The sequence below is a fragment of the Synechococcus sp. NOUM97013 genome, from assembly GCF_014279815.1.
Classification (GTDB): Bacteria; Cyanobacteriota; Cyanobacteriia; order PCC-6307; family Cyanobiaceae; genus Synechococcus_C.
Genome location: NZ_CP047941.1, coordinates 1,196,406 through 1,215,435, shown reverse-complemented (window position 1 = coordinate 1,215,435; position 19,030 = coordinate 1,196,406). Strand labels below are relative to the sequence as shown.

Annotated in this window: 18 protein-coding genes and 1 pseudogene; 13 read left to right on the top strand and 6 right to left on the bottom strand. The window is 56.3% G+C overall.

What is annotated here, in order from left to right; translation table 11 throughout:
- Positions 1 to 46 precede the first annotated feature (46 nt).
- The gene (locus SynNOUM97013_RS06390; protein ID WP_186481262.1) at positions 47 to 637 is read left to right on the top strand and encodes a peroxiredoxin; all 591 of its coding nucleotides are present in this window, start codon (positions 47 to 49) and stop codon (positions 635 to 637) included.
- A gap of 63 nt (positions 638 to 700) precedes the next feature.
- Here SynNOUM97013_RS06390 and SynNOUM97013_RS06385 read toward each other — a convergent pair whose 3' ends face one another.
- Both SynNOUM97013_RS06385 and ftsH read right to left on the bottom strand, forming a co-directional pair.
- Positions 701 to 3,448 (bottom strand): UPF0182 family protein, encoded by a 2,748-nt coding sequence (locus SynNOUM97013_RS06385; RefSeq protein WP_370586470.1) that lies wholly within the window; start codon positions 3,446 to 3,448, stop codon positions 701 to 703.
- Positions 3,449 to 3,507: 59 nt separating this feature from the next.
- A complete protein-coding gene (gene ftsH / locus SynNOUM97013_RS06380) occupies positions 3,508 to 5,370 on the bottom strand; it encodes an ATP-dependent zinc metalloprotease FtsH (RefSeq protein WP_186481261.1) in 1,863 nt (620 codons plus the stop codon).
- 87 nt (positions 5,371 to 5,457) lie between these two features.
- On the opposite strand from ftsH, the gene rpmF reads away from it, so the two are divergent.
- The gene (gene rpmF, locus SynNOUM97013_RS06375; protein ID WP_186481260.1) at positions 5,458 to 5,634 is read left to right on the top strand and encodes a 50S ribosomal protein L32; all 177 of its coding nucleotides are present in this window, start codon (positions 5,458 to 5,460) and stop codon (positions 5,632 to 5,634) included.
- Here the strand turns inward: rpmF and SynNOUM97013_RS06370 are convergent.
- The 3 genes from SynNOUM97013_RS06370 to SynNOUM97013_RS06360 are packed head-to-tail and all read right to left on the bottom strand — an operon-like array spanning position 5,598 to position 7,664.
- Positions 5,598 to 6,584, bottom strand: coding sequence for a kinase (locus SynNOUM97013_RS06370; protein ID WP_186481259.1), 987 nt, complete (start codon positions 6,582 to 6,584; stop codon positions 5,598 to 5,600). The two genes, rpmF and SynNOUM97013_RS06370, sit on opposite strands and share 37 nt — an antisense overlap.
- A complete protein-coding gene (locus SynNOUM97013_RS06365) occupies positions 6,574 to 6,912 on the bottom strand; it encodes a DUF565 domain-containing protein (protein ID WP_186481258.1) in 339 nt (112 codons plus the stop codon). The genes SynNOUM97013_RS06370 and SynNOUM97013_RS06365 overlap by 11 nt, the downstream gene beginning before the upstream one ends.
- Entirely contained in the window at positions 6,909 to 7,664 is a 756-nt protein-coding gene (locus SynNOUM97013_RS06360; RefSeq protein ID WP_186481257.1) for an HAD-IA family hydrolase, read from the bottom strand. The genes SynNOUM97013_RS06365 and SynNOUM97013_RS06360 overlap by 4 nt, the downstream gene beginning before the upstream one ends.
- Positions 7,665 to 7,752: 88 nt before the next feature.
- On the opposite strand from SynNOUM97013_RS06360, the gene recJ reads away from it, so the two are divergent.
- A complete protein-coding gene (gene recJ / locus SynNOUM97013_RS06355; protein ID WP_186481256.1) occupies positions 7,753 to 9,645 on the top strand; it encodes a single-stranded-DNA-specific exonuclease RecJ in 1,893 nt (630 codons plus the stop codon).
- Entirely contained in the window at positions 9,642 to 11,006 is a 1,365-nt protein-coding gene (locus SynNOUM97013_RS06350; RefSeq protein WP_186481255.1) for a chloride channel protein, read from the top strand. Before recJ ends, SynNOUM97013_RS06350 begins: the two co-directional genes overlap by 4 nt.
- On the opposite strand, the gene psb30 is transcribed toward SynNOUM97013_RS06350, so the two are convergent.
- Positions 10,985 to 11,116 carry a photosystem II reaction center protein Ycf12/Psb30 gene (gene psb30, locus SynNOUM97013_RS06345; RefSeq protein ID WP_255443041.1) on the bottom strand — a complete coding sequence of 44 codons (132 nt, stop codon included), beginning with the start codon at positions 11,114 to 11,116 and terminating at the stop codon, positions 10,985 to 10,987. The genes SynNOUM97013_RS06350 and psb30 overlap by 22 nt on opposite strands.
- Positions 11,117 to 11,227: 111 nt before the next feature.
- Between psb30 and SynNOUM97013_RS06340 the strand changes: the two genes are divergently transcribed.
- The 9 genes and pseudogenes from SynNOUM97013_RS06340 to SynNOUM97013_RS06300 all read left to right on the top strand — a co-directional run bounded on the left by SynNOUM97013_RS06340 (position 11,228) and on the right by SynNOUM97013_RS06300 (position 19,028).
- Positions 11,228 to 11,599 carry a YkgJ family cysteine cluster protein gene (locus tag SynNOUM97013_RS06340; protein WP_186481254.1) on the top strand — a complete coding sequence of 124 codons (372 nt, stop codon included), beginning with the start codon at positions 11,228 to 11,230 and terminating at the stop codon, positions 11,597 to 11,599.
- Complete coding sequence (locus SynNOUM97013_RS06335; protein ID WP_186481253.1) at positions 11,596 to 11,925, top strand: TMEM165/GDT1 family protein; 330 nt, start codon at positions 11,596 to 11,598, stop codon at positions 11,923 to 11,925. The genes SynNOUM97013_RS06340 and SynNOUM97013_RS06335 overlap by 4 nt, the downstream gene beginning before the upstream one ends.
- Before the next feature lie 42 nt (positions 11,926 to 11,967).
- Complete coding sequence (locus SynNOUM97013_RS06330) at positions 11,968 to 12,273, top strand: TMEM165/GDT1 family protein (RefSeq protein WP_186481252.1); 306 nt, start codon at positions 11,968 to 11,970, stop codon at positions 12,271 to 12,273.
- A gap of 125 nt (positions 12,274 to 12,398) precedes the next feature.
- Positions 12,399 to 14,780, top strand: a complete 2,382-nt coding sequence (locus tag SynNOUM97013_RS06325) for an RNB domain-containing ribonuclease (protein ID WP_186481251.1) — start codon at positions 12,399 to 12,401, stop codon at positions 14,778 to 14,780.
- Positions 14,777 to 15,385: a flavin prenyltransferase UbiX gene (locus SynNOUM97013_RS06320; protein ID WP_186481250.1), complete on the top strand. Its 609-nt coding sequence runs from the start codon at positions 14,777 to 14,779 to the stop codon at positions 15,383 to 15,385. The genes SynNOUM97013_RS06325 and SynNOUM97013_RS06320 overlap by 4 nt, the downstream gene beginning before the upstream one ends.
- The gene (locus tag SynNOUM97013_RS06315; RefSeq protein ID WP_186481249.1) at positions 15,382 to 15,894 is read left to right on the top strand and encodes a hypothetical protein; all 513 of its coding nucleotides are present in this window, start codon (positions 15,382 to 15,384) and stop codon (positions 15,892 to 15,894) included. The genes SynNOUM97013_RS06320 and SynNOUM97013_RS06315 overlap by 4 nt, the downstream gene beginning before the upstream one ends.
- Before the next feature lie 54 nt (positions 15,895 to 15,948).
- Positions 15,949 to 16,425 carry a DUF2996 domain-containing protein gene (locus tag SynNOUM97013_RS06310; RefSeq protein ID WP_186481248.1) on the top strand — a complete coding sequence of 159 codons (477 nt, stop codon included), beginning with the start codon at positions 15,949 to 15,951 and terminating at the stop codon, positions 16,423 to 16,425.
- 72 nt (positions 16,426 to 16,497) lie between these two features.
- Entirely contained in the window at positions 16,498 to 17,580 is a 1,083-nt protein-coding gene (acsF, locus tag SynNOUM97013_RS06305; RefSeq protein WP_186481247.1) for a magnesium-protoporphyrin IX monomethyl ester (oxidative) cyclase, read from the top strand.
- A 23-nt stretch (positions 17,581 to 17,603) separates the two neighbouring features.
- Positions 17,604 to 19,028, top strand: a pseudogene (locus SynNOUM97013_RS06300) (TldD/PmbA family protein).
- Positions 19,029 to 19,030 lie beyond the last annotated feature (2 nt).

The window sequence follows — 19,030 nt, the reverse complement described above, 5'->3', positions numbered from 1 at the left end:
ACGACCTAGCTCCGTTCGCTTTCCTGCCAACTCTCGCATCACAAACATGTCCTCGCTGCGCGTGGGCCATCAGGCCCCCGATTTCACCGCCACCGCTGTGGTGGATCAGGAGTTCAAGGAGATCTCCCTGTCCCAGTACCGCGGCAAATACGTGGTGCTGTTCTTCTATCCCCTGGATTTCACCTTCGTGTGCCCCACGGAGATCACGGCTTTCAGCGACCGTTATGCCGATTTCTCCAGCAAGAACTGCGAAATCCTCGGCGTTTCCGTCGACAGCAAGTTCAGCCACCTGGCTTGGATCCAGACCCCACGCAATGAGGGTGGCATTGGTGATATCAACTATCCCCTCGTCGCTGATCTCAACAAGGAGATCGGCAACTCCTTCAACATCCTCGATGACGAAGGCAAGGCACTGCGTGGCTTGTATCTGATCGACCCCGACGGTGTGATTGTGCACGCCACCATCAACAACCTGCCCGTGGGCCGGAACGTTGATGAAACCCTGCGTCTTCTGCAGGCATTCCAATACGTGCAGTCCAACCCCGACGAGGTTTGCCCTGCCAACTGGACGCCCGGTGCTGCCACGATGCTGGAAGATCCCAAGGGATCGAAGGATTACTTCTCTGCGATCGGTTGATCACTTCGAACAATTCAGTTCAGCATTGAGTCCATTCAGGAGGCCCATATCGATGGGCCTTTTTTATGGCGTATCAGTCACCACGATGCTGCGGTCGTTGCGCAGACTATCGAGTGCTGAAGCGAGGTCACTAGCCATCGCCACATTGCTTCCATCACTGACAACGACTCGCGCCAATGTCGGCAGCCCACCTTGCCTGGCTTTGATATAAATAGGTTCGACATACAACAATGAATCGCCAACCGGTAAAACCAGTAGATTCCCCTGAATCACCTGTGAACCAGCACGATCCCACAATCCAAATTGTGAACTAATCCGCGGATTCTGGTTAATCAATGCCTGAATTTGCTCAGGACCAAAAATTGCGACATCACTGGGGAAACGAATCAACTCAAGCTTCCCATAGTTTTCACCATCACTGCGAGCAGTTAACCATGCCGACAGATTGGGACGAGCAAGTGGGGACAAGGGCTGCAACAACAAAAATTCAGATTCATCGCTGGATGGAAGCTGAGCTGTTATGTGATACGGTGCAACAGGGATTTGCTTGGTTCCATACAGCTCTTTCGGCACCTGCCAAACATCATCTCCGTTGTAAAAAGTCCTAACGTCGGTGACGTGATAACGAAGAAGTTGTTGCACCTGAAGCTCGAATTGAGCTTGGGGAACCATAAGATGTGATTTCAATTTCTTCGGCATTTCGTCCAGTGGGCGTAGCAGGTCGGGGAACAACTGAGCCCATCCCTGAATCATGGGATCATCAGGTTCACTGACGTAAAGATGCACCGATCCGTTGTAAGCATCGACAACTGCCTTTACTGAATTACGCAAATAACGAATCGGACGGCCATCAGGCAACGTCGATGCATAGGGAACCGTGCGTGACGTGGTGAAACCATCCACAATCCAGTATTGATGCTGATCCTGTTGATAACCAGCTGACCCTTGCTCAAGCGGAACTGAAACAAGGTATGGATCACCCATAAACTCAAGGAAGGGCGCTAGGGCTCTGACGCGTTGCTTGACATCACGTCGCAGCTGCAGACGTGATTCCGAAGTCAAGGCACTCGTAATTAACAGACGTGGTTCAGCGAGATAGATCGAGGCCGTAATACGCTGCCAGAGTTGTCGGAGAGGCACTCCGGCTTTGCCTGAATAGTGGTTGTAGGTGTTCTTATCCCCCTCCGGATAATCAAACTCTTCAATCCTTGACGGTGCAATTGCATAGGGAGATGACAGAGTGCCGAAATAGAGGGCTGCACGACCGATTGGGACTTCGCGCTTGACATCATCCTGTGTAATTCCGAGTGTTTCATTGCCTTCAATCTGCGTGGATCGACCAAGATCTCGGATGAAGTAGGCAGGAAGACCATCGGGTTCCTGGATGTTGACAGGATTCAGGGTGAAACCGAACCCATGGGTGAACACGAAATGCCTGTTCTGCCACGTTCTGGAGCCTGCAGGAAGAGCCGCCTGATCGAGTTCACGTGCAGACATGATCACCTGCTGGTTCTCAGCACGCTCTGCACTGAGTGGATAGCGATCGACGGATGCATTCGCGAACTGGTAATAAACGCGAAGCTGTTGCAGTTGTCGGTTGGATGCCAGAAGGGGTTGACTGTCCCAGAGGCGGATATTCCCAAGTGTGCTTTGTCCTTTCTCCAGGTCTTCAGTAGTTAGCTTCTGATTGGGCCTGTTTTCGGTGGTGCGGATAGCATCCAATTGATAGGCATGTCTTGTGGCCTTAATCGATTGCTCGAAATAAGGCGTCTCCAACCTCAATTCGCGTGGACGGACCACCATCCACTGAAGCGCCGGAGCCAGCAAAAGTTCAGTGATCAGTGCCAAGCAGGCGAGACCAAAGAACGTGATCCTCAACCGTCTGCGATGCCGCTGAATGATGTTGGGCCAGGGCACGAAAGCGACTGCCAACAGGACCAGCAGTAACGCGACCCCAGCCCGTAAAGGCAGCACGAGGTGAACATCCACCCAACCTGCGCCAGCTACCAGTCCGCTCTCAGTCCAGAGCAACTGATGACGCGACAGCCACACCAGAGCAGCCAAAACCAACAACAGCAGAGCGAAAGCTGGTCTGAGCAGCTGACGTTCACGGGGGTGCCAACCGGGAAAACCCCAATCACTCAGACAAGGTGGACGCGTTAGGCGACTCCATAGCGACGTGCTGAGGGTTAGCAAGAGCAGGATCAACAACAGCTCAATCGCCAGTGCGATGGCAGAAAACCGACCCAGCCCAAAACTCAAATCTGCACCGAGAACAGATTCAATCCGGCCAGAATCGGGAATCGCAATCGCCAGAGTCCAGAGCGCCCAGCTGCGGGCGGCAACGAGACAAATGCAGACGCTGCTGTAGAGGAACGCGAGGCTCAGGCGACGGATCCGCGTCAACCCGAGAGTCACAAGCAGGAGCAACACAATGCTGAAGCTCAGCAATGGCCACCCTGGGTCGAAAGGAACGCTCCACCACTGCCCCAGATGCATCGGGTCCGTCCAGGCGAGCCAAGCAAGCCGTGTGGAGACGCCCAACACCGACAACAGAACCGTGAGGCAGGCCAGCAGCGACAACGTGTAAGTGCCACCGCGCAGGGTCGGAATATCTCCCTGCGGTGTCGGCACGTAGGCACGCATCCAGTGATGTCTCCAGATGGCGCAGATGCAAACCAAGAGAAGCGACACCGCTCCTCCTATCAGCTGATATCCAAGCCGCTGGCTGTAGAGATGCGCCAGGTCGAACTGAGCAAACCAGGCCTGTTCGACCTGGAGTCTGGCCAGCAACCAGAGACCAGGGATCAACAGCAGCGTCCAACGCGCCCATGTTCCCGACGACCTATGAACGCCTTGATTCAGCCGGCTCAAGCCTTAGCAGGCAGCTGATCCAGGCTAGGGCGATCCGCCGTTGCGTCGATCCCTGCCAGTGCATGGAAACGATCCGACTGCAGCGTTTCCTCCTCAATTAACGCCTCCACCAACAGGTCCATCAATTCTCGCCTTGGGGTCAGCAATGCAATGGCCTGTTGCAACGATTGGCTCGCCAATTCACGGATTCGCCGATCAATCTCCCGTCCGGTGCTTTCCGCGTAGGCCTGACGGGTCTGCATCAAATCGCGACCCAGAAAGACCTCCTGATCTTGTCCTTCAAGAGCGACAGGACCCAGATCCGAGAATCCGAATCGTGTCACCATTTCGCGGGCGAGTTGCGTCACCATCTGCAGATCTCCGCTGGCCCCTTGCGTGACCTCGGAATCTCCAAACACGACGATCTCAGCGGCACGTCCACCGAGGGCCATCACTAAGCGAGCCTGCAGATAGGCCCTGGTCACCAGGCCGGAATCGATGATTTCTTCATCGGGGAAAAAACGGGTGAATCCCCCGACACCTCCGCTGCGTGGCAACAAGGTGACCTTGTCAACCGGATCAGCATGAGGCGTCAAGGCTGCCACCAGGGCATGACCAATTTCGTGATAAGCAATCAGTCGTTTTTTGGCCCCGTCCTGGAGAGGTGCGGCTGTCAGTCCCATGGTGATGCGCTCAAGCGCTTCCTCTAGTTGCCTGTTGCCTAAAAAAGACACTTCGTGTCGCGCTGTGAGGATCGCAGCTTCATTGAGGAGGTTGGCCAGATCAGCGCCAGAAAATCCTGGAGTGCGCCTAGCCCAGTCAGCCAGCGAGACGTCATCACTTAACGGTCGCGTTCTGGCATGAACGGACAAAATCGCTTCACGACCGCGACGATCCGGTAGACCCACCTGGATGCGGCGATCAAATCGGCCGGGACGCATCAGAGCTGTATCGAGCACATCTGCGCGGTTGGTCGCAGCAAGCAAGATCACTCCGGAATTGTCCGCGAACCCATCCATCTCCGTTAACAGTTGGTTCAACGTCTGTTCCCGTTCGTCATTGCCCCCACCGATGCCCGCGCCGCGCTGACGGCCCACGGCATCAATCTCATCAATGAACACAATGCACGGTGATTTCTCTTTGGCCTGCCGGAACAGATCCCGGACACGGCTTGCACCGACCCCCACAAACAGCTCAACAAACTCGGAAGCTGCAATCGAGAAAAACGGAACCCCGGCTTCGCCAGCGATCGCTTTTGCCAAAAGAGTTTTTCCCGTCCCTGGTGGACCAACTAGCAGCACTCCTCTAGGGATGCGCGCACCCAACTTGATGAATGTTTCAGGCTGCTTGAGGAAGGTCACCACTTCCTGGAGTTCTTCCTTCGCTTCGCCAATGCCGGCCACATCCTCGAATCGAACAGTGACGTCGTCTTGAGCACTTGTTCGAGGCTGACTGCGACCAAACCCCATGGTTTTGTTGGCCATTTGCGCAGAACGGCGCAACAGCAATGACAGCCCGATCACAATCAAGGCGACCAATGCAAAATTGCCTGCCAGACCTGCTAGAGCCTGTTCCTGACGAACATCCTTGACATTGAGCGGAGTCCCGGATGCTTCAGCAATGCGCAGAATCTGTTGATCGTTGGCCAGGATTGGAACGGTGACTTTGCGGCCATCAGAAAAGGTCGCAATCACTTCCCGGCGACCCGGGATCAACACCAGGTCTTGAACGGATCCTGAATTGATCTCCTTCAGGAGTGTGCTGTAACTCGGGGGAGGTTCAGGACGAAACCTCGCAAAAGGACCGCTCGGGCGCTCTTCAGAAGCGGTTTTGGATGCGGGAACACCCTGTTCTGACTGGGTCGGCTGCTCTGGGCTCACACCGCTGCTGCGTTCCGCAAAGACTAGCGATTTGACGAGTGGGCTCTTGGAAGTAGATCATGGCTGTTTGGCAGAGATCCGCCCGAGATGGCCGTCCCGAAGAAGAAAACCTCGAAAAGCAAGCGCAACCAGCGTCATGCGGTGTGGAAAGCCAAAGCTGCCACCGCTGCACAACGTGCTCTTTCCATCGGTAAATCCGTGTTGAGCGGTCGCGCTCAAGGATTTGTCTACCCAGTGGCTGAAGCAGACGAAGCAGAGAGCTGATCGTCGTTTCGGTGGATCTTTTCAACGCATCGGCTGTTGCTGAGATCCACCACCACATTGGCTTGGTCAAGCTGCTGCATCCAAGTGGGAGGCAGAGCGGTTTGCACCATGCGGTTGAAATCGGACAGATCGCCGCGGCTGAAATCGACTCCGCTGTGATGTTTCAGCGTGATCAGTTGCTGTTCTTTCCAATGGGATGAGGCTTCGGTCCGAGTGGCTCGGAGATGCCAGAGGTCATCGAGTTGGCTCCAGATCGTCTCGTATTGGCGCAAAGCATCAATCGCTTTCGGTCTCCAAGACCGTTCAGCCTCTGAAAGGCTTGGATCCTCCAGTTGCGCTGGATTCTTGCCTTCCGCAACACCAAGAAACCACCCTTCAAGAAGCACAACGTCGGCATCTGCCGTCGTGGAGCCGCTGCGATCACCACGGCCCTGACGCAACGCTTTGTCGAATCGTGGTGCTGCAATCACGCCAGATCGGCGCCATTGGCGCAGAGCGTCATCCATGCGGATGAGGTCATGACTACCCGGAAGGGCTCGAGGAACCTTCCATGGATTTCCTGCCATGCTCCGTTCGAGAGCTTCTGCGGGCCAATAGAAGTCATCCAGCGATAGATGTTCCACACGCCAGCCGAGCTGAACCGACGCCGTCTTGACCCAGCTGCATAGCGTGGATTTTCCACAGCCTGGCAAGGCACTCACACCCAACAGGGTGGGACGCCCACAGGCAAGAGCCTGTTCGATACGGCTGAGGAGCGGCAAAGCGAGGAAGGCCACCCATGAATCATCCACAGGAACAGGCCACGACTCCCGCGCGAAGGACAGACCACCCAGTGCATCCCAGTGTTCACACCAGGCATGGTTCGAGGTCCAACCCAGGGAATTCACAAACGTCTCAAACCCCTCTGGGGCTGGATGCGGAAGCCAGGCACTCTGATGGTTAAGACCCAAGTTTGAACGCCTCCAAAACGACGGCGTACACCGTTCCAATTCGGAGGTTATCCAGCGCCAGCCATGACAAGGGCCAGGGTTCGCGTCTGACGGTGCTTCTCAGTCTCACCATCACTTCGAGGATGACCACCATGGCCAACACCGCAGCAGGTCGATTCTGACCAGAACGTTGAAACCAATACATTGTCACGTTGCTGCCGATGATGAAACCAATCAGCAGGGAGAGAACACCCACACTGCGACGCCGCCAGGGTCCCACAAGAGCCTGAGCCATATGGACCCCGACCCGTCTCTGCAGTTGCTCGTAGCGGGTGATCTGAACCGTCATCGAAGCGGAAATGAGAGCAGCGATTGCAGGTACTCCAGCGTGATCCTGCCTTCAGCACAAGTGGGTCCGTGATGGACGGTCGGAGCTTGCTCACCTCCGAGATGGTCCACAACCGCCTGCGCCCGTTCAGAAAACAACTGCCAATCCTGATCCCAGGCTGAAGGGGTCATCAGACAACGAAGACGTGCACTGCAGGCCGACTGAAGGCCAGCTGCTGAATCCTCAACGGCCAATGCATGGTCAGAAGAGACATCACTCCATTCCAGAGCGCGCAGATAGGGATGAGGGTTTGGTTTGTGGTGCTCGACATCGTCGGCGGTGACCATGCCCTGAAAGACATCCTTGATGTCAGTGCTCAGCGAACGCAGCAGCGCTTTAACGGAAGCCTTTCCACTGCTGGTCACAATCCACTGCTGCACACCTGAAGCGTTGAGCTCCACAAGAAGATCTGGAACTCCTGGCCTGAGCTGAACAGCACCCGATGCCACCACATCAAGGTAATGGCGTTGTTTGATCACCCGCAGTCGATCGAGCGAAGCATCATTCAGGCGTTGTCCCAGCCGCTCGCTGTAACTCTGCATCCGTTGTCGGCCGCCTGGAATGGTCAGCAGATCGGTGTAGAGATCCTCATCCCAGATCCAATCCAGCCCGAACTCCTTGAATGCACGGTTGTAGGCCAGGCGATGGCCCTGGAGTTCCGTCTCAGCAAGCGTCCCATCCACATCCCAAAACACTGCTTGCAGGCTGGGCATAACAACGGATCAAACCAATCTCCAGCTTGGTGGATCTCTGAGCTGTGCAAAAGCATCACAATGCAGCCATCGATCGATTGCAAACAGATTGGCCGGGCAGAGGGAACAGCAATGGCAACTTCCCGCGCCGATCGAGGGAGACCCTCTGCATCCGGTGAATCTGCCGCCAGCACTGAAAGCTGTTCTGTTCCGAAGAGGGCTTCACACCAACGCAAGCCTCGAGGCCTTGCTGAGTGACCAGCCGCTCCCGGCAGCACATGACCACTTTCCTGAGTTGGAAGCAGCGCTCCAGCGTCTGAAAAAGGCTTGTCATGACCATGAGGCGATCGCCATTTGCGGCGATTACGACGCCGATGGCATGACCAGCACTGCGTTGCTGATGCGGGCCTTCGCAGCGATGGGCGCCGCACCCCAAGCCGCAATCCCCAGTCGCATGGCCGATGGCTACGGACTGAATCCTGGAATGGTGGAGGAGTTGCACACAGCGGGGGTGGGTCTTCTCGTCACTGTCGACAACGGTGTGGCAGCCCATGAAGCGCTGACCAGAGCCGAAGAACTCAACGTTGAAGTGATCCTGACGGATCACCACACACTGCCCGCATCGCGACCCAAAGCCCTGGCACTGATTCATCCAGCCACCACACCCGAAGGATCGCCGTACGCGGGCCTCGCCGGTGTGGGACTGGCCTATGTGCTGGCACGAGAGCTGGCAGCTGAGTTGAACAAACCTGAGGCAATCAGAACGGCACGTGATCTGTTTTGCATTGGAACAGTGGCGGACATGGCTCCGCTCACTGGCGCCAATCGTGTTCTCCTGAAGGACGGGCTGAAACACCTACACCGCAGTCGCTGTGCTGGCGTTCAGGCGCTTCAGCAACTTGCTGGTCTTGGAGATCGTCCACTGCGAGCTGACGACATCGGCTTTCAACTGGCGCCCAGAATCAATGCAGTGGGCCGGATCGGCGAACCAGCGCTCGTCGTCGATCTGTTGACGGCAGATGATCCCAATCAAGCCTTTGAACTGGGACGTCGCTGCGATGCCCTGAATCGACAGCGCCGGGAACTCTGTGACGCCATCGAAGCGGAGGCGATTGCCCTGCTGGACAGCGATCCATCTCCCTTGCCGGCATTTTTACTCCTGGCGCAGAGTCACTGGCATCACGGAGTGATCGGCATCGTTGCGGCTCGCTTGGTGGAGCGATATCAGCGTCCGGCAGCTCTGCTGGCAAGCGATTCCGATGGGCTGATGCGGGCTTCAGTGCGAGCACCGGAGGGGTTTGCCGTTGATCAGGCGCTTCAACACTGCACTGCTCTGCTGGAACGCCATGGAGGGCACCCGGCAGCAGGCGGATTCACCGTGCGGATCGACGCTGTCAGTGCTTTGCACGAGAAGCTCAATGACCTGGCTGCCGATTGGCTGATCCATCGAGGAGACTCGCTGCTCGTGGAGCCTGAGGCTCTGCTGGAGCTACAGCAGATCAATCACGAGTTTTGGAAGGATCTCCAACAACTGGAACCATTTGGTGCTGGTCACCCCAAACCGTTGTTCTGGGCAAGAGGATGTCGCGTCGCTGACCAGCAAGCCCTTCGAGGCGGTCATCTGCGCTTGACCCTCGAACAGAACAACGTTGAACGGCAGGCCATCGTCTGGCGTTGGCCTGATCATGCTGTTCTTCCTCAAACTGTTGATGTGGCCTTCCATCTCACACAAAACCATTGGCGTGGTGAGACCCGATTCCAGTTGGAAGTCAAATCCTTGCGAGCGCATCACAACGTGATGGAATTGCATCGCCCTCAGGGCCGATACCGGGTGGAACGACTTGAGCCCGATGGCCTGAAGCTTGTGAATCCAAGTGGAGATGTTCTGGTCTGCCGGGTCAATCAGGAGGGTGTGCTGGACAGCGAAGACAGTCGTGCGGAACACCCTTACGTTGCGGGTCTGTTGAAGGAGGCCTGTGTAGGCCTCGGCTTGCGCCCATGAGTCCGGACACACGCCATGAATCCGTTCTGATCCCAGGAACGCTTCCTTATCAAGGACGTCTCAAAGCTGTTGTCAGGCACTTCTTCGGTCTGGTGATCGTTGGTGTGCTGATCGGCCTGGCCTGTCTGCCTTTGAACCTGGTTGATCGTGTTCAGGAACAGCTCTACGCCTTGCTGCCCACTTCAGCGACGACTGGTTGGGGAGGGCAGGGACTGATCATCGCGTTGCTGCCTCTGGTGGTGATGCCTGTGCTGTTGCTTCTGCAGCGGGGGCCCTGGCAAGCCGGAGCGGGTTCGGGCATTCCATCCACCATGAACTCTCTGGAGGACCCGTCACGCCTCCCCAAAGCAATGGCTGCAGCTGGAACCGTGCAACGCGGTGTGTTGTGGTCCATCGCCACTGTCGCGATGTTTCCGTTGGGACGCGAAGGTCCTGTTGTTCAATTCGGTGCCGCCGTGGCTCGGGCCTGTCATCGTCGATTCGGCTCTTGGCTGCCTTCACTCAGCGAGCGACAGATGGTGGCAATCGGTGGAGGCGCTGGACTCGCGGGTGGATTCAACACACCGCTGCTGGGTGCCGTTTTCATGCTGGAAGAGCTGACAGCTGATTACGCCATCGTCACGATCTGGCCAGCCCTGGTGATCAGCGTGGCAGCCGCTGGTTTCTCCAACATCGGTGGTGAGCCCATGTTTGGGCTAGGAGTTCTCAACATCGCCGCACCTGAATCAGAACAGTTGCTGATGGCCATCCCGATCGGGATTGTCTGCGGATTGATCGGCGGTGTGTTCAACAAAGGTCTGGTTTGGCTGACAAAGCGTCTTGCTCCGATGGTGCGTGCTCGCCCCGTCAAGACAGGGCTGTGCCTTGGAGCCGGATTGAGTGTTTTGGCTCTTCTGAGCTGGGGAACCTCAACGTCCGACGGTGAGGCACTGGTGCGTCAATTGATCGATCAAGGCATGCCCAATGCCTTTTCATCTGATCAAAAACTGGTCAGCGGTGTGACATCCCTGTGGATCACTATTGTGCGAGTGATTGGTCCGATGCTGGCCCTCAGCCCTGGTGTCCCGGGAGGTCTAATCGATCCGTCACTGACGTTCGGTGCCGTTCTCGGCTACACGATCTGCGCCATCGTCGGTGTGAGCACTCAGATGGGAATCGGCCTGGGGCTCGCCGCAGGGCTTTCTGGAGCCACACAGCTTCCCCTGGTCTCGATCATTTTTTCCTGGAGGCTGGCCGGAGACCAACAGCTTTTTGCTGGTGTTGTCTTGGCCGCAGTGCTTGCCGCCTACACCGGACGACTGGTGTGCAGGGATCCGGTGTATCACGGCCTAAGCAAGCTTCAGAGCGCGCCGCGCTTGTAAAACAGGATGAAGATCACGGCCGGACCGGCAAGTGTGATCAGGGCCAGTGCCGCGAAATTGGCGATCAAGTGGAAATCAAGACCCATGGATGGAAAGCGGATGAGCGGCATGATGCCTGAGCAAGGCTACGGGTCTTCAAGCCCAGGTGACTGGATCAGAGTGATCCTCTGTGATGGGTTGTCACAGCCATCACCCTTTTTGCCGATGGTCGAGGCTGTGTCATGACACGACCCGATCCCATCTGGTCCTGCATGGACCATTGCGGAGCCTGTTGTCGTCTGGCCCCGGATGAGCGGCCAGAGGCGCTTGAAGCCTTAAGCCCTGAGCAACAGGAGATTTATCTGAGCATGGTGGGCCCTGATGGTTGGTGCCTCCATTTCGATACGGGATCCAGGCGTTGTCGGATCTACGACACGCGACCTGACTTCTGTCGCGTCAGCAGCTTGTGCAGCTTGTTTGGCGTTGACGATGCAGAGGCGGATGCGTTTGCAATCAGCTGTTGCCGACAGCAGATTCGTTCGGTGCATGGCGGCCGCAGCCGAGAACTGCGTAAGTTCGAAAGCCAAATCCGATCTTCTCGAACCGTGCGATGACTGAAGCCGGCAATTCCCAGCGTCCAGGCTTCTCAGCGGTTCTGGTGACAACATTCACCACGGTGTTTCTTGCCGAGCTCGGTGACAAGACGCAGCTGGCAACACTGTTGCTGTCAGCACAATCCGGTGAACCTTGGTTGGTGTTCGGAGGTGCGGCTCTGGCCTTGATCTGCTCCAGTCTGGTGGGAGTTCTTGTCGGACGCTGGCTGTCCAAGTTGATGCCACCGGAACGGTTGGAGCAGATGGCAGGGCTCTTGATGCTGGGTTTGGGTCTGTGGCTTGGTTCACAAGCGTTGCAGTCACTCCTGAATGCATCAGCTGCGTGATGTCACGCGTTTGATCCCCCTTGTCCCTCTGCCATTCGCCCAATGAATTTTGCGCTGCTGATCTCCACATTCGTCACGGTGTTCCTTGCTGAACTCGGCGACAAAACCCAACTGGCAACCGTGGCCATCAGCGGCACATCAGACCGGCCGCTCGCCGTGTTCATCGGTTCGTCCAGTGCCCTTGTGCTGGCAAGCCTGATCGGGGCTTTGGCTGGGGGATCTCTCTCAACTGTTGTGCCAGCCGATTGGTTGCAACTCGCGGCATCGCTGGGTTTCTTGATCATCGGCATCAAGCTGCTCTGGCCGATGCTGAATGGAAGTGGCTCGTTGGCATCACCCGAGGAGTGAGGCTGTCTGGTCCACCTCCACCGGCCCGTAAACTGATCAAATCGTGAGTTAGCGCGGTCTTTCGCTGCACGCGCTCGAACGATGCATCCTCCCGGTCCTGAAGACCGGTTTTCATTTCCGTTCTGATGAAATTCACGGTCGCCGATCTGCTCGACCAGGTTCCTGCTGAGGGAAGTCTGGAGACAGCCAAACTCGAGAAGATTCTCCGGCTGACCAATCGTTCAGAAAAACAAACTCTCGACTTGGCTTTGCAGGGCCTGAATCGTCTTGGGATTCTCACCATTGATGAGGAAGGTGGGGTCAGTCGCGGCGATTCCAACGACCTCGTCGAGGCGCGCCTTCGCTGCAGCAGCAAAGGGTTTTGCTTCGCGATCCGCGACGACGGTGGAGACGACATTTACATCCGCGACCACCAGTTGAATCACGCTTGGAACGGCGATCGTGTGCTCGTCCGATTGACACGAGAGGGTGGTCGACGCCGTTCTCCCGAAGGTGGTGTTCAGTGCATTCTCGAGCGCTCCACAACAAGCCTTTTGGCCTCCGTGGAACATCAGGATGATCGTTTGGTAGCGGTACCGCTGGATGACCGCCTGCTCGCATCAATCGAGTTGTCTCCGGATGACGCTGCCCACGCCGAACACGACAAGGGGCCTTCCGTTGCTGAAGTCGTCCTCGACCGCTACCCCGTTGCCCAGTTCCCCGCTCGGGGTCATGTCGCGCGATCACTCCCCCTTGATGGAGGCGGTGAGGTCGATCGCGAGCTGATGCTCACCAAGGCCAATCTTCATCAGCGTTCAACAGCGCCAAGGGCCAGCCTGAAAGCACCTTCTGCCAAAAAGAGGGTCAATCTGATCGAACAGCCGGCGCTGTTATTGCGTGGCTGGACCGCAGCTGATTCACCGTGTCTGCCAGCCATTCATGTCGCGCCTCACAACGGCGGAACCCGTCTTTGGATCCACGCTCCTGCAGTCGCTGAACGCCTCACCCCTGGCAACAGTCTTGATCAATGGCTGATGAATCAGGCGGAATCTGTCTGTCTCGGTGAGAAGTGGTTGCCTTTGCTCAGCGCGCCGTTAACCAAAGCCAGCAACTTCGCTGTGGGCGTCGAGCAAGAGGCTGTTTCAATGCGGCTTGATCTGAGCAGCGAGGGTGAGTGGCGTGACTGGGAATTCTGTTTGAGCAGGATCAAACCGGTCGCCGAAGTGGGTGCTGACGCTCTGCAAGCGCTGGATGACAGAAAACCCAAGTCTCGTGCAATTCCAGCAGCACTCAAACCTCACAAAGACCAGATTGGGCAACTGGAAACAGTGGTGTTCTGTGCTCGCACGCTGCATCAGGCTGAGCGAGAGGAAGGAAGGATCGAACTCGATCTTCAGCCCCCACTGATCGAGGGGCTCTCTGATCTGAATTTGATCTCGCCGGATGGCGACGGTCACCGTTGGACCACACCGTTGAATGTGGCCTGTGCCCACTCCTTGCTGTCCGTTTTCGTTCGTCAGGCTCACCGCGTCTGGGAAGACCATCGGCGATCTCTCGGACTGCCGGCGATCGTTCTCGATGCTGCTCAGCCCGAGGAGTCCGCACTGAATGATGTCGCCAAGGCCGCCATCGCACTCGATGTCCCTCTCGAGTTGGATGAAGATGGAGCGCCGTCGGCATCTGAACTTGCAACTGCACTCTCAGGGCTTGCATCAAGCAGGGTGCTCAGCATGCAACTGCGTCAGGCACTTCCGGAAAGCTCCTATTCACTGGCGAGTGAGACCGGTGTCGAAAACTTGGCAGTCGTTGATGCAAGCTCCCTGTCGACTCCTGCAGATTCCGGTGAAGACAATCAAACGAGCACCGGCGACCTGGCTGCAACAACGGGCGTCACGAACGCGATGGACCGGCTGACCCCACAGGCTCCATGGTGCTGCCCAACACTCCATCAGGCTGATCTGGTCAATCAGCACGTGCTCTGTCAACTCTTAAATGAAGGCAAAGACAGGCCAACCGTTCGTCAAAAGGAAAAAGCCCAGCTCGGACATCGTGGCGCTGCGTCAACAATCGATTGGCCCTTGTTCACTCCATCCCAGGACCAAAAGCTGTCGGATGTGCTGCGGGAACGCACCGTGCAACGGTTGAACGCCCGTCGGCGCCAGGTACACGAACTCAAGCGAGACGTGGTTGCCATGGCCAAAGCGCGTAGCGCCGAACCAATGATCGATCAGGTGCAGGCCGGAATCATCAGTGGCGTTCAGAGCTACGGCTTCTTTGTCGAAATTCCACCGTCCATGGTCGAAGGGCTTGTGCACGTCAGCTCCCTCAACGACGACTGGTATGAATACCGATCAAGGCAAAACCGACTGGTGGGCCGTCGCAGCAGGCGTGTGTATCAACTCGGTGATCCCGTGGATGTGAAGGTGCTCAAAGTTGATGTTCTCAGGAATCAAATTGACCTTGAGGTGGTTCCTTCGGAAACGCCAGCAGTGTCTGAGCCTCTTCCCGTGTCTGTGAGCGAGGAATGAATCCTTATGTGATCGGGATCAGCGGGGCATCCGCTCAGCAGCTTGCTGAGCGCACACTCGAGTGGTTGATGCGCCGAGACCGCACGGTGCACGTGATCGTGAGCCGTGGTGCCCATGAGGTCTGGCGTGCAGAACGGTCCATCTCGGTTCCCGTTGACCCCAAGCTTCAGGAGCAGTTCTGGAGAGACCGCTTCCAAATCGAAACAGGAACCCTGATCTGCCATCGATGGGATGACCAGTCGGCAGTTGTTGCAAGCGGCAGTTTCGCCACCAGCGGAATGGTGGTTGTTCCGTGCTCGATGGGAACTGTCGGGCGGATGGCGGCTGGGTTAGCGGGAGATCTTCTCGAACGTTGTGCTGACGTGCACCTGAAGGAAGGTCGTCCGCTTGTGATCGCACCCAGGGAAATGCCTTGGAATTTGCTTCACTTGCGCAACCTCACGACACTGGCGGAAGCCGGTGCCAGGATTGCTCCACCGATTCCTGCCTGGTACACCCAGCCGGAAAGCATTGACGACATGCTCGATTTCCTGGTGATGCGGTTGTTCGACTCGCTGGGTGAATCCCTGACGGACCAACAACGTTGGCAGGGGCCTCGCCGATGACACCCCTCCAGCGGCTTCTGCTGATCCCCTGCCTGTCACCGCTACTGCTCACACTGCTTGTTGGCGGAATGAATCTGGGTAAGTCAGGCAGTCTTCGGATCCTCACGTGGGAGCTCCCTGCTTTGCCCATTGGCGTGTGGATGACTGTTGCTGCAACAACTGGAGCTGTGCTCGGTTCAGGTGGTGCCTTATCAGCAGTCACTCGGACCAATCGGCGTCCGCTGCAGCGTGAGGTTCGCCATTCGTACGGAGGAACAGCACAAAACACTTCGCAGGACGAGGAACGTCAAACGTCGGGTGGTCAGACCACCATCCTCTGGCCTGAAAGGGATGTGCGTGATCCTTCACCCACGGTTTCGGTGCCATTCCGCGTCATCCGAACTGGAGCGAAGGCGCCCACAGACACCAGTGTTCAGGTCAAGGCGTCATCCAATGACACCGTTGCTCAAGACGTCAGAACATCAGGAGCACCCAACGACTGGAATCAAGCCCTGTCGGATGAGTGGTGAGGCTGGTGTCGAGCACCCGGGCATGACTACAGTCCGGCCAGCGATTGACGTCCGGTGAGCGAAACCCCCGAGAAATCTGCCAAGGCAAGCAAATCATCTCAAGCAGCACAACCTGCCGCGACTGACAAAGCCAACTCGGCAGCTAAACCAGCAAAACCAGCACCGAAACCCAAACCGGAGGACAAACCCTTCGCGGCATTCATCAACGACGATCTGCTCCCTGCCCTGAAGCAATCACTGACGGAACGCCATCAAGCGCCGATCAGCCTGGAGCTGGTCGAAGGAGATCGTCCCGTAGTCGGAGGAAATTGCTGGATGGTCCAAGGGGTCCTGCCGTCCGACCGGCGCTTCTGGCTTTGCTTTGAAAGCGACTCCATCACATCTGGGAAAACCATTGCCCTGGCTGAAACCGGTAGTGATCCCAGCCTGCTGGAATCATTTCTGATTGATGAGAAGCGAATCAACCTGGCACTGCTGCAGTCGCGACTGCTTCAGCGCTTAAACGGACAAAAGTGGTTTGGTGGCAACTGATCAGCTGCGTTACACCGGCCCCGAAGAAGCCACCGGGGCACTTACATTGGTCTGCAAGACACGCTAGATCCGATGGTGCCCCCCACCGCCGTCACTGACGCGAAATCCGCCGACTCAGCCGTTGCGGTGAAGGACCCGGTGAAGGACACAATCCTCACCCCACGCTTCTACACGACGGATTTCGAAGCGATGGCCGCGATGGACCTTCGCCCGAACGAGGCGGAGCTTGAGGCCATTTGCGAAGAATTCCGCAAGGACTACAACCGCCATCACTTCGTGCGCAATGACGAGTTTGATGGCGCAGCTGACAAGCTTGACCCAGAAACGCGACGTGTTTTTGTCGAATTTCTTGAGCAAAGCTGCACATCGGAGTTTTCAGGCTTCCTGCTTTACAAGGAACTGAGCCGCCGCATCAAGAACAGCAACCCCCTGCTGGCCGAGTGTTTTGCACACATGGCTCGCGACGAAGCCCGTCATGCAGGTTTCCTCAACAAGTCAATGAGTGATTTCGGGTTGCAACTCGACCTCGGTTTCCTCACAGCCAACAAGAAATACACCTTCTTCCAACCCAAGTTCATCTTTTACGCGACCTACCTTTCCGAAAAGATTGGTTATTGGCGCTACATTGCGATCTTCCGTCATCTCGAAAAGAATCCCGAAAGTAAAATTTTCCCGATTTTCAACTTCTTTGAAAATTGGTGCCAAGACGAAAACCGTCATGGAGATTTCTTTGACGCTCTGATGAAGTCGCAACCCAAAACCGTTCGTGGTCTGCGTGCAAGATTGTGGTGTCGCTTCTTCCTGTTGGCTGTTTTCGCCACCATGTATGTGCGTGATGTGGCACGCAAAGAGTTCTATGAAGCTCTTGGTCTCGATGCGCGTGAGTACGACCGGATGGTGATTGACAAGACCAACGAAACTTCAGCGAGGGTCTTCCCTGTAGTTCTCGACGTTAAGAATCCTCGTTTCTATGACGGTCTGGAGAATCTGGTCACGAACAATGCTGCATTGGAATCGGTGGACGCAAGTTCATCTCCTGCTCCACTCAAGTTCCTGCGCAAACTGCCCCACTGGATTGCCAATGGTGGACAGATGGCCTCTTTGTTCTTGATGTCTCCGGTGCGCAGCGAGAACTATCAGCCCAGCGTGCGCTGATGCAAACCTCCAATCTGAATGTTATGGCCTTGTTCTCCGATCTGAACCCAGGCCATAGCCCCTGGCGGCAACGTCTCGATACGTTGCTGAACTTTGGTGCTCGTTCTGGTGCTGATCTCGTGGAGATTTTCCTGGAAAGGACTGATCATCTGGGTGTTTTGGCGGAACAAGACAAAATCACCAGTGTCAGTCCTGCTTTTGGAATGGGTGCAGGCATTCGTGTGTTTCGAGGTGGGCAGGACGGCTTCGTCAGCACCAATGACCTGAGCGACCAAGGTCTTCATCAGGCTCTTGAGCAAGCCTTAGCCATGCTTTAGCTCAACCCCGCAACACTCACTGCCGAACACGGTTTCGATGGCCTTGGCAAGCTTCGTGACTACGGTCAAAGCAAAGAAGATTGGCTTGGACAAACACCTGAGCTGGACACCATTACGCAACGTCTGCTCGAGGGCACTCAGTGCCTGCAGAAGTGTGGGAAACATCTAGAAGTTCGGCGTGGCAGCTTTTCGCGGGATTGGCAAGAAGTTTTGGTAGCTGCGAGCGACGGAACTTTTGCCAGGGATATCCGTCTGCATCAATCATCAGGACTGAGTGTTCTCGCTGCCGATGGTGAGCATCGTTCGAGCATCTCCCGTCGGTACGGAAGTGCCGATCGTCCCCATGATCTGCGCAACTGGGACATCAACGCTTCGGCAGAAGACGTTTGTGAAAGCGCAGCAACCATGCTTCGGGCCGATTATGTCGACGGAGGTCAGATGCCAGTTGTACTGGCCAACCGTTTCGGTGGTGTGATTTTCCACGAAGCCTGTGGACACCTTCTCGAAACGACTCAGGTGGAACGCGGATCAACACCATTCGCGGAGAGCATCGGTGAATCCATCGCACACCCTGCAGTGACCGCAATTGATGAAGGCCTTAGTGAAGGCGCCTTTGGATCGCTCTCCATGGATGATGAAGGCATGGAACCACAACGCACGGTTCTGATTGAGAACGGCGTGTTGAAGCGATTCATCAGTGATCGCGCAGGTGAAATGCGAACTGGTCATGAACGTACTGGCAGCGGTCGTCGCCAAAACCACGGTTTTGCAGCAGCTAGCAGGATGCGAAACACCTATATCGCCGCAGGCCCCCACAGCGTTGATGATCTGATTAGTTCCGTGGAAACAGGGCTCTATTGCAAATCAATGGGTGCAGGTAGCGTCGGCGCAACTGGACAATTCAATTTTTCTGTTGAGGAGGGCTATCTGATTAACAATGGAAAACTTGGTCAACCAGTTAAAGGTGCCACTCTCATTGGTGATGCTAAGGAAGTGATGCCGAAGATCTCCATGTGCGCCGATGATCTTGACCTTGCCGCTGGTTACTGCGGATCCGTGAGTGGCAGCGTTTTCGTCACCGTCGGTCAACCTCACGTCAAAGTTGACTCCATCACTGTTGGAGGCCGTTGATC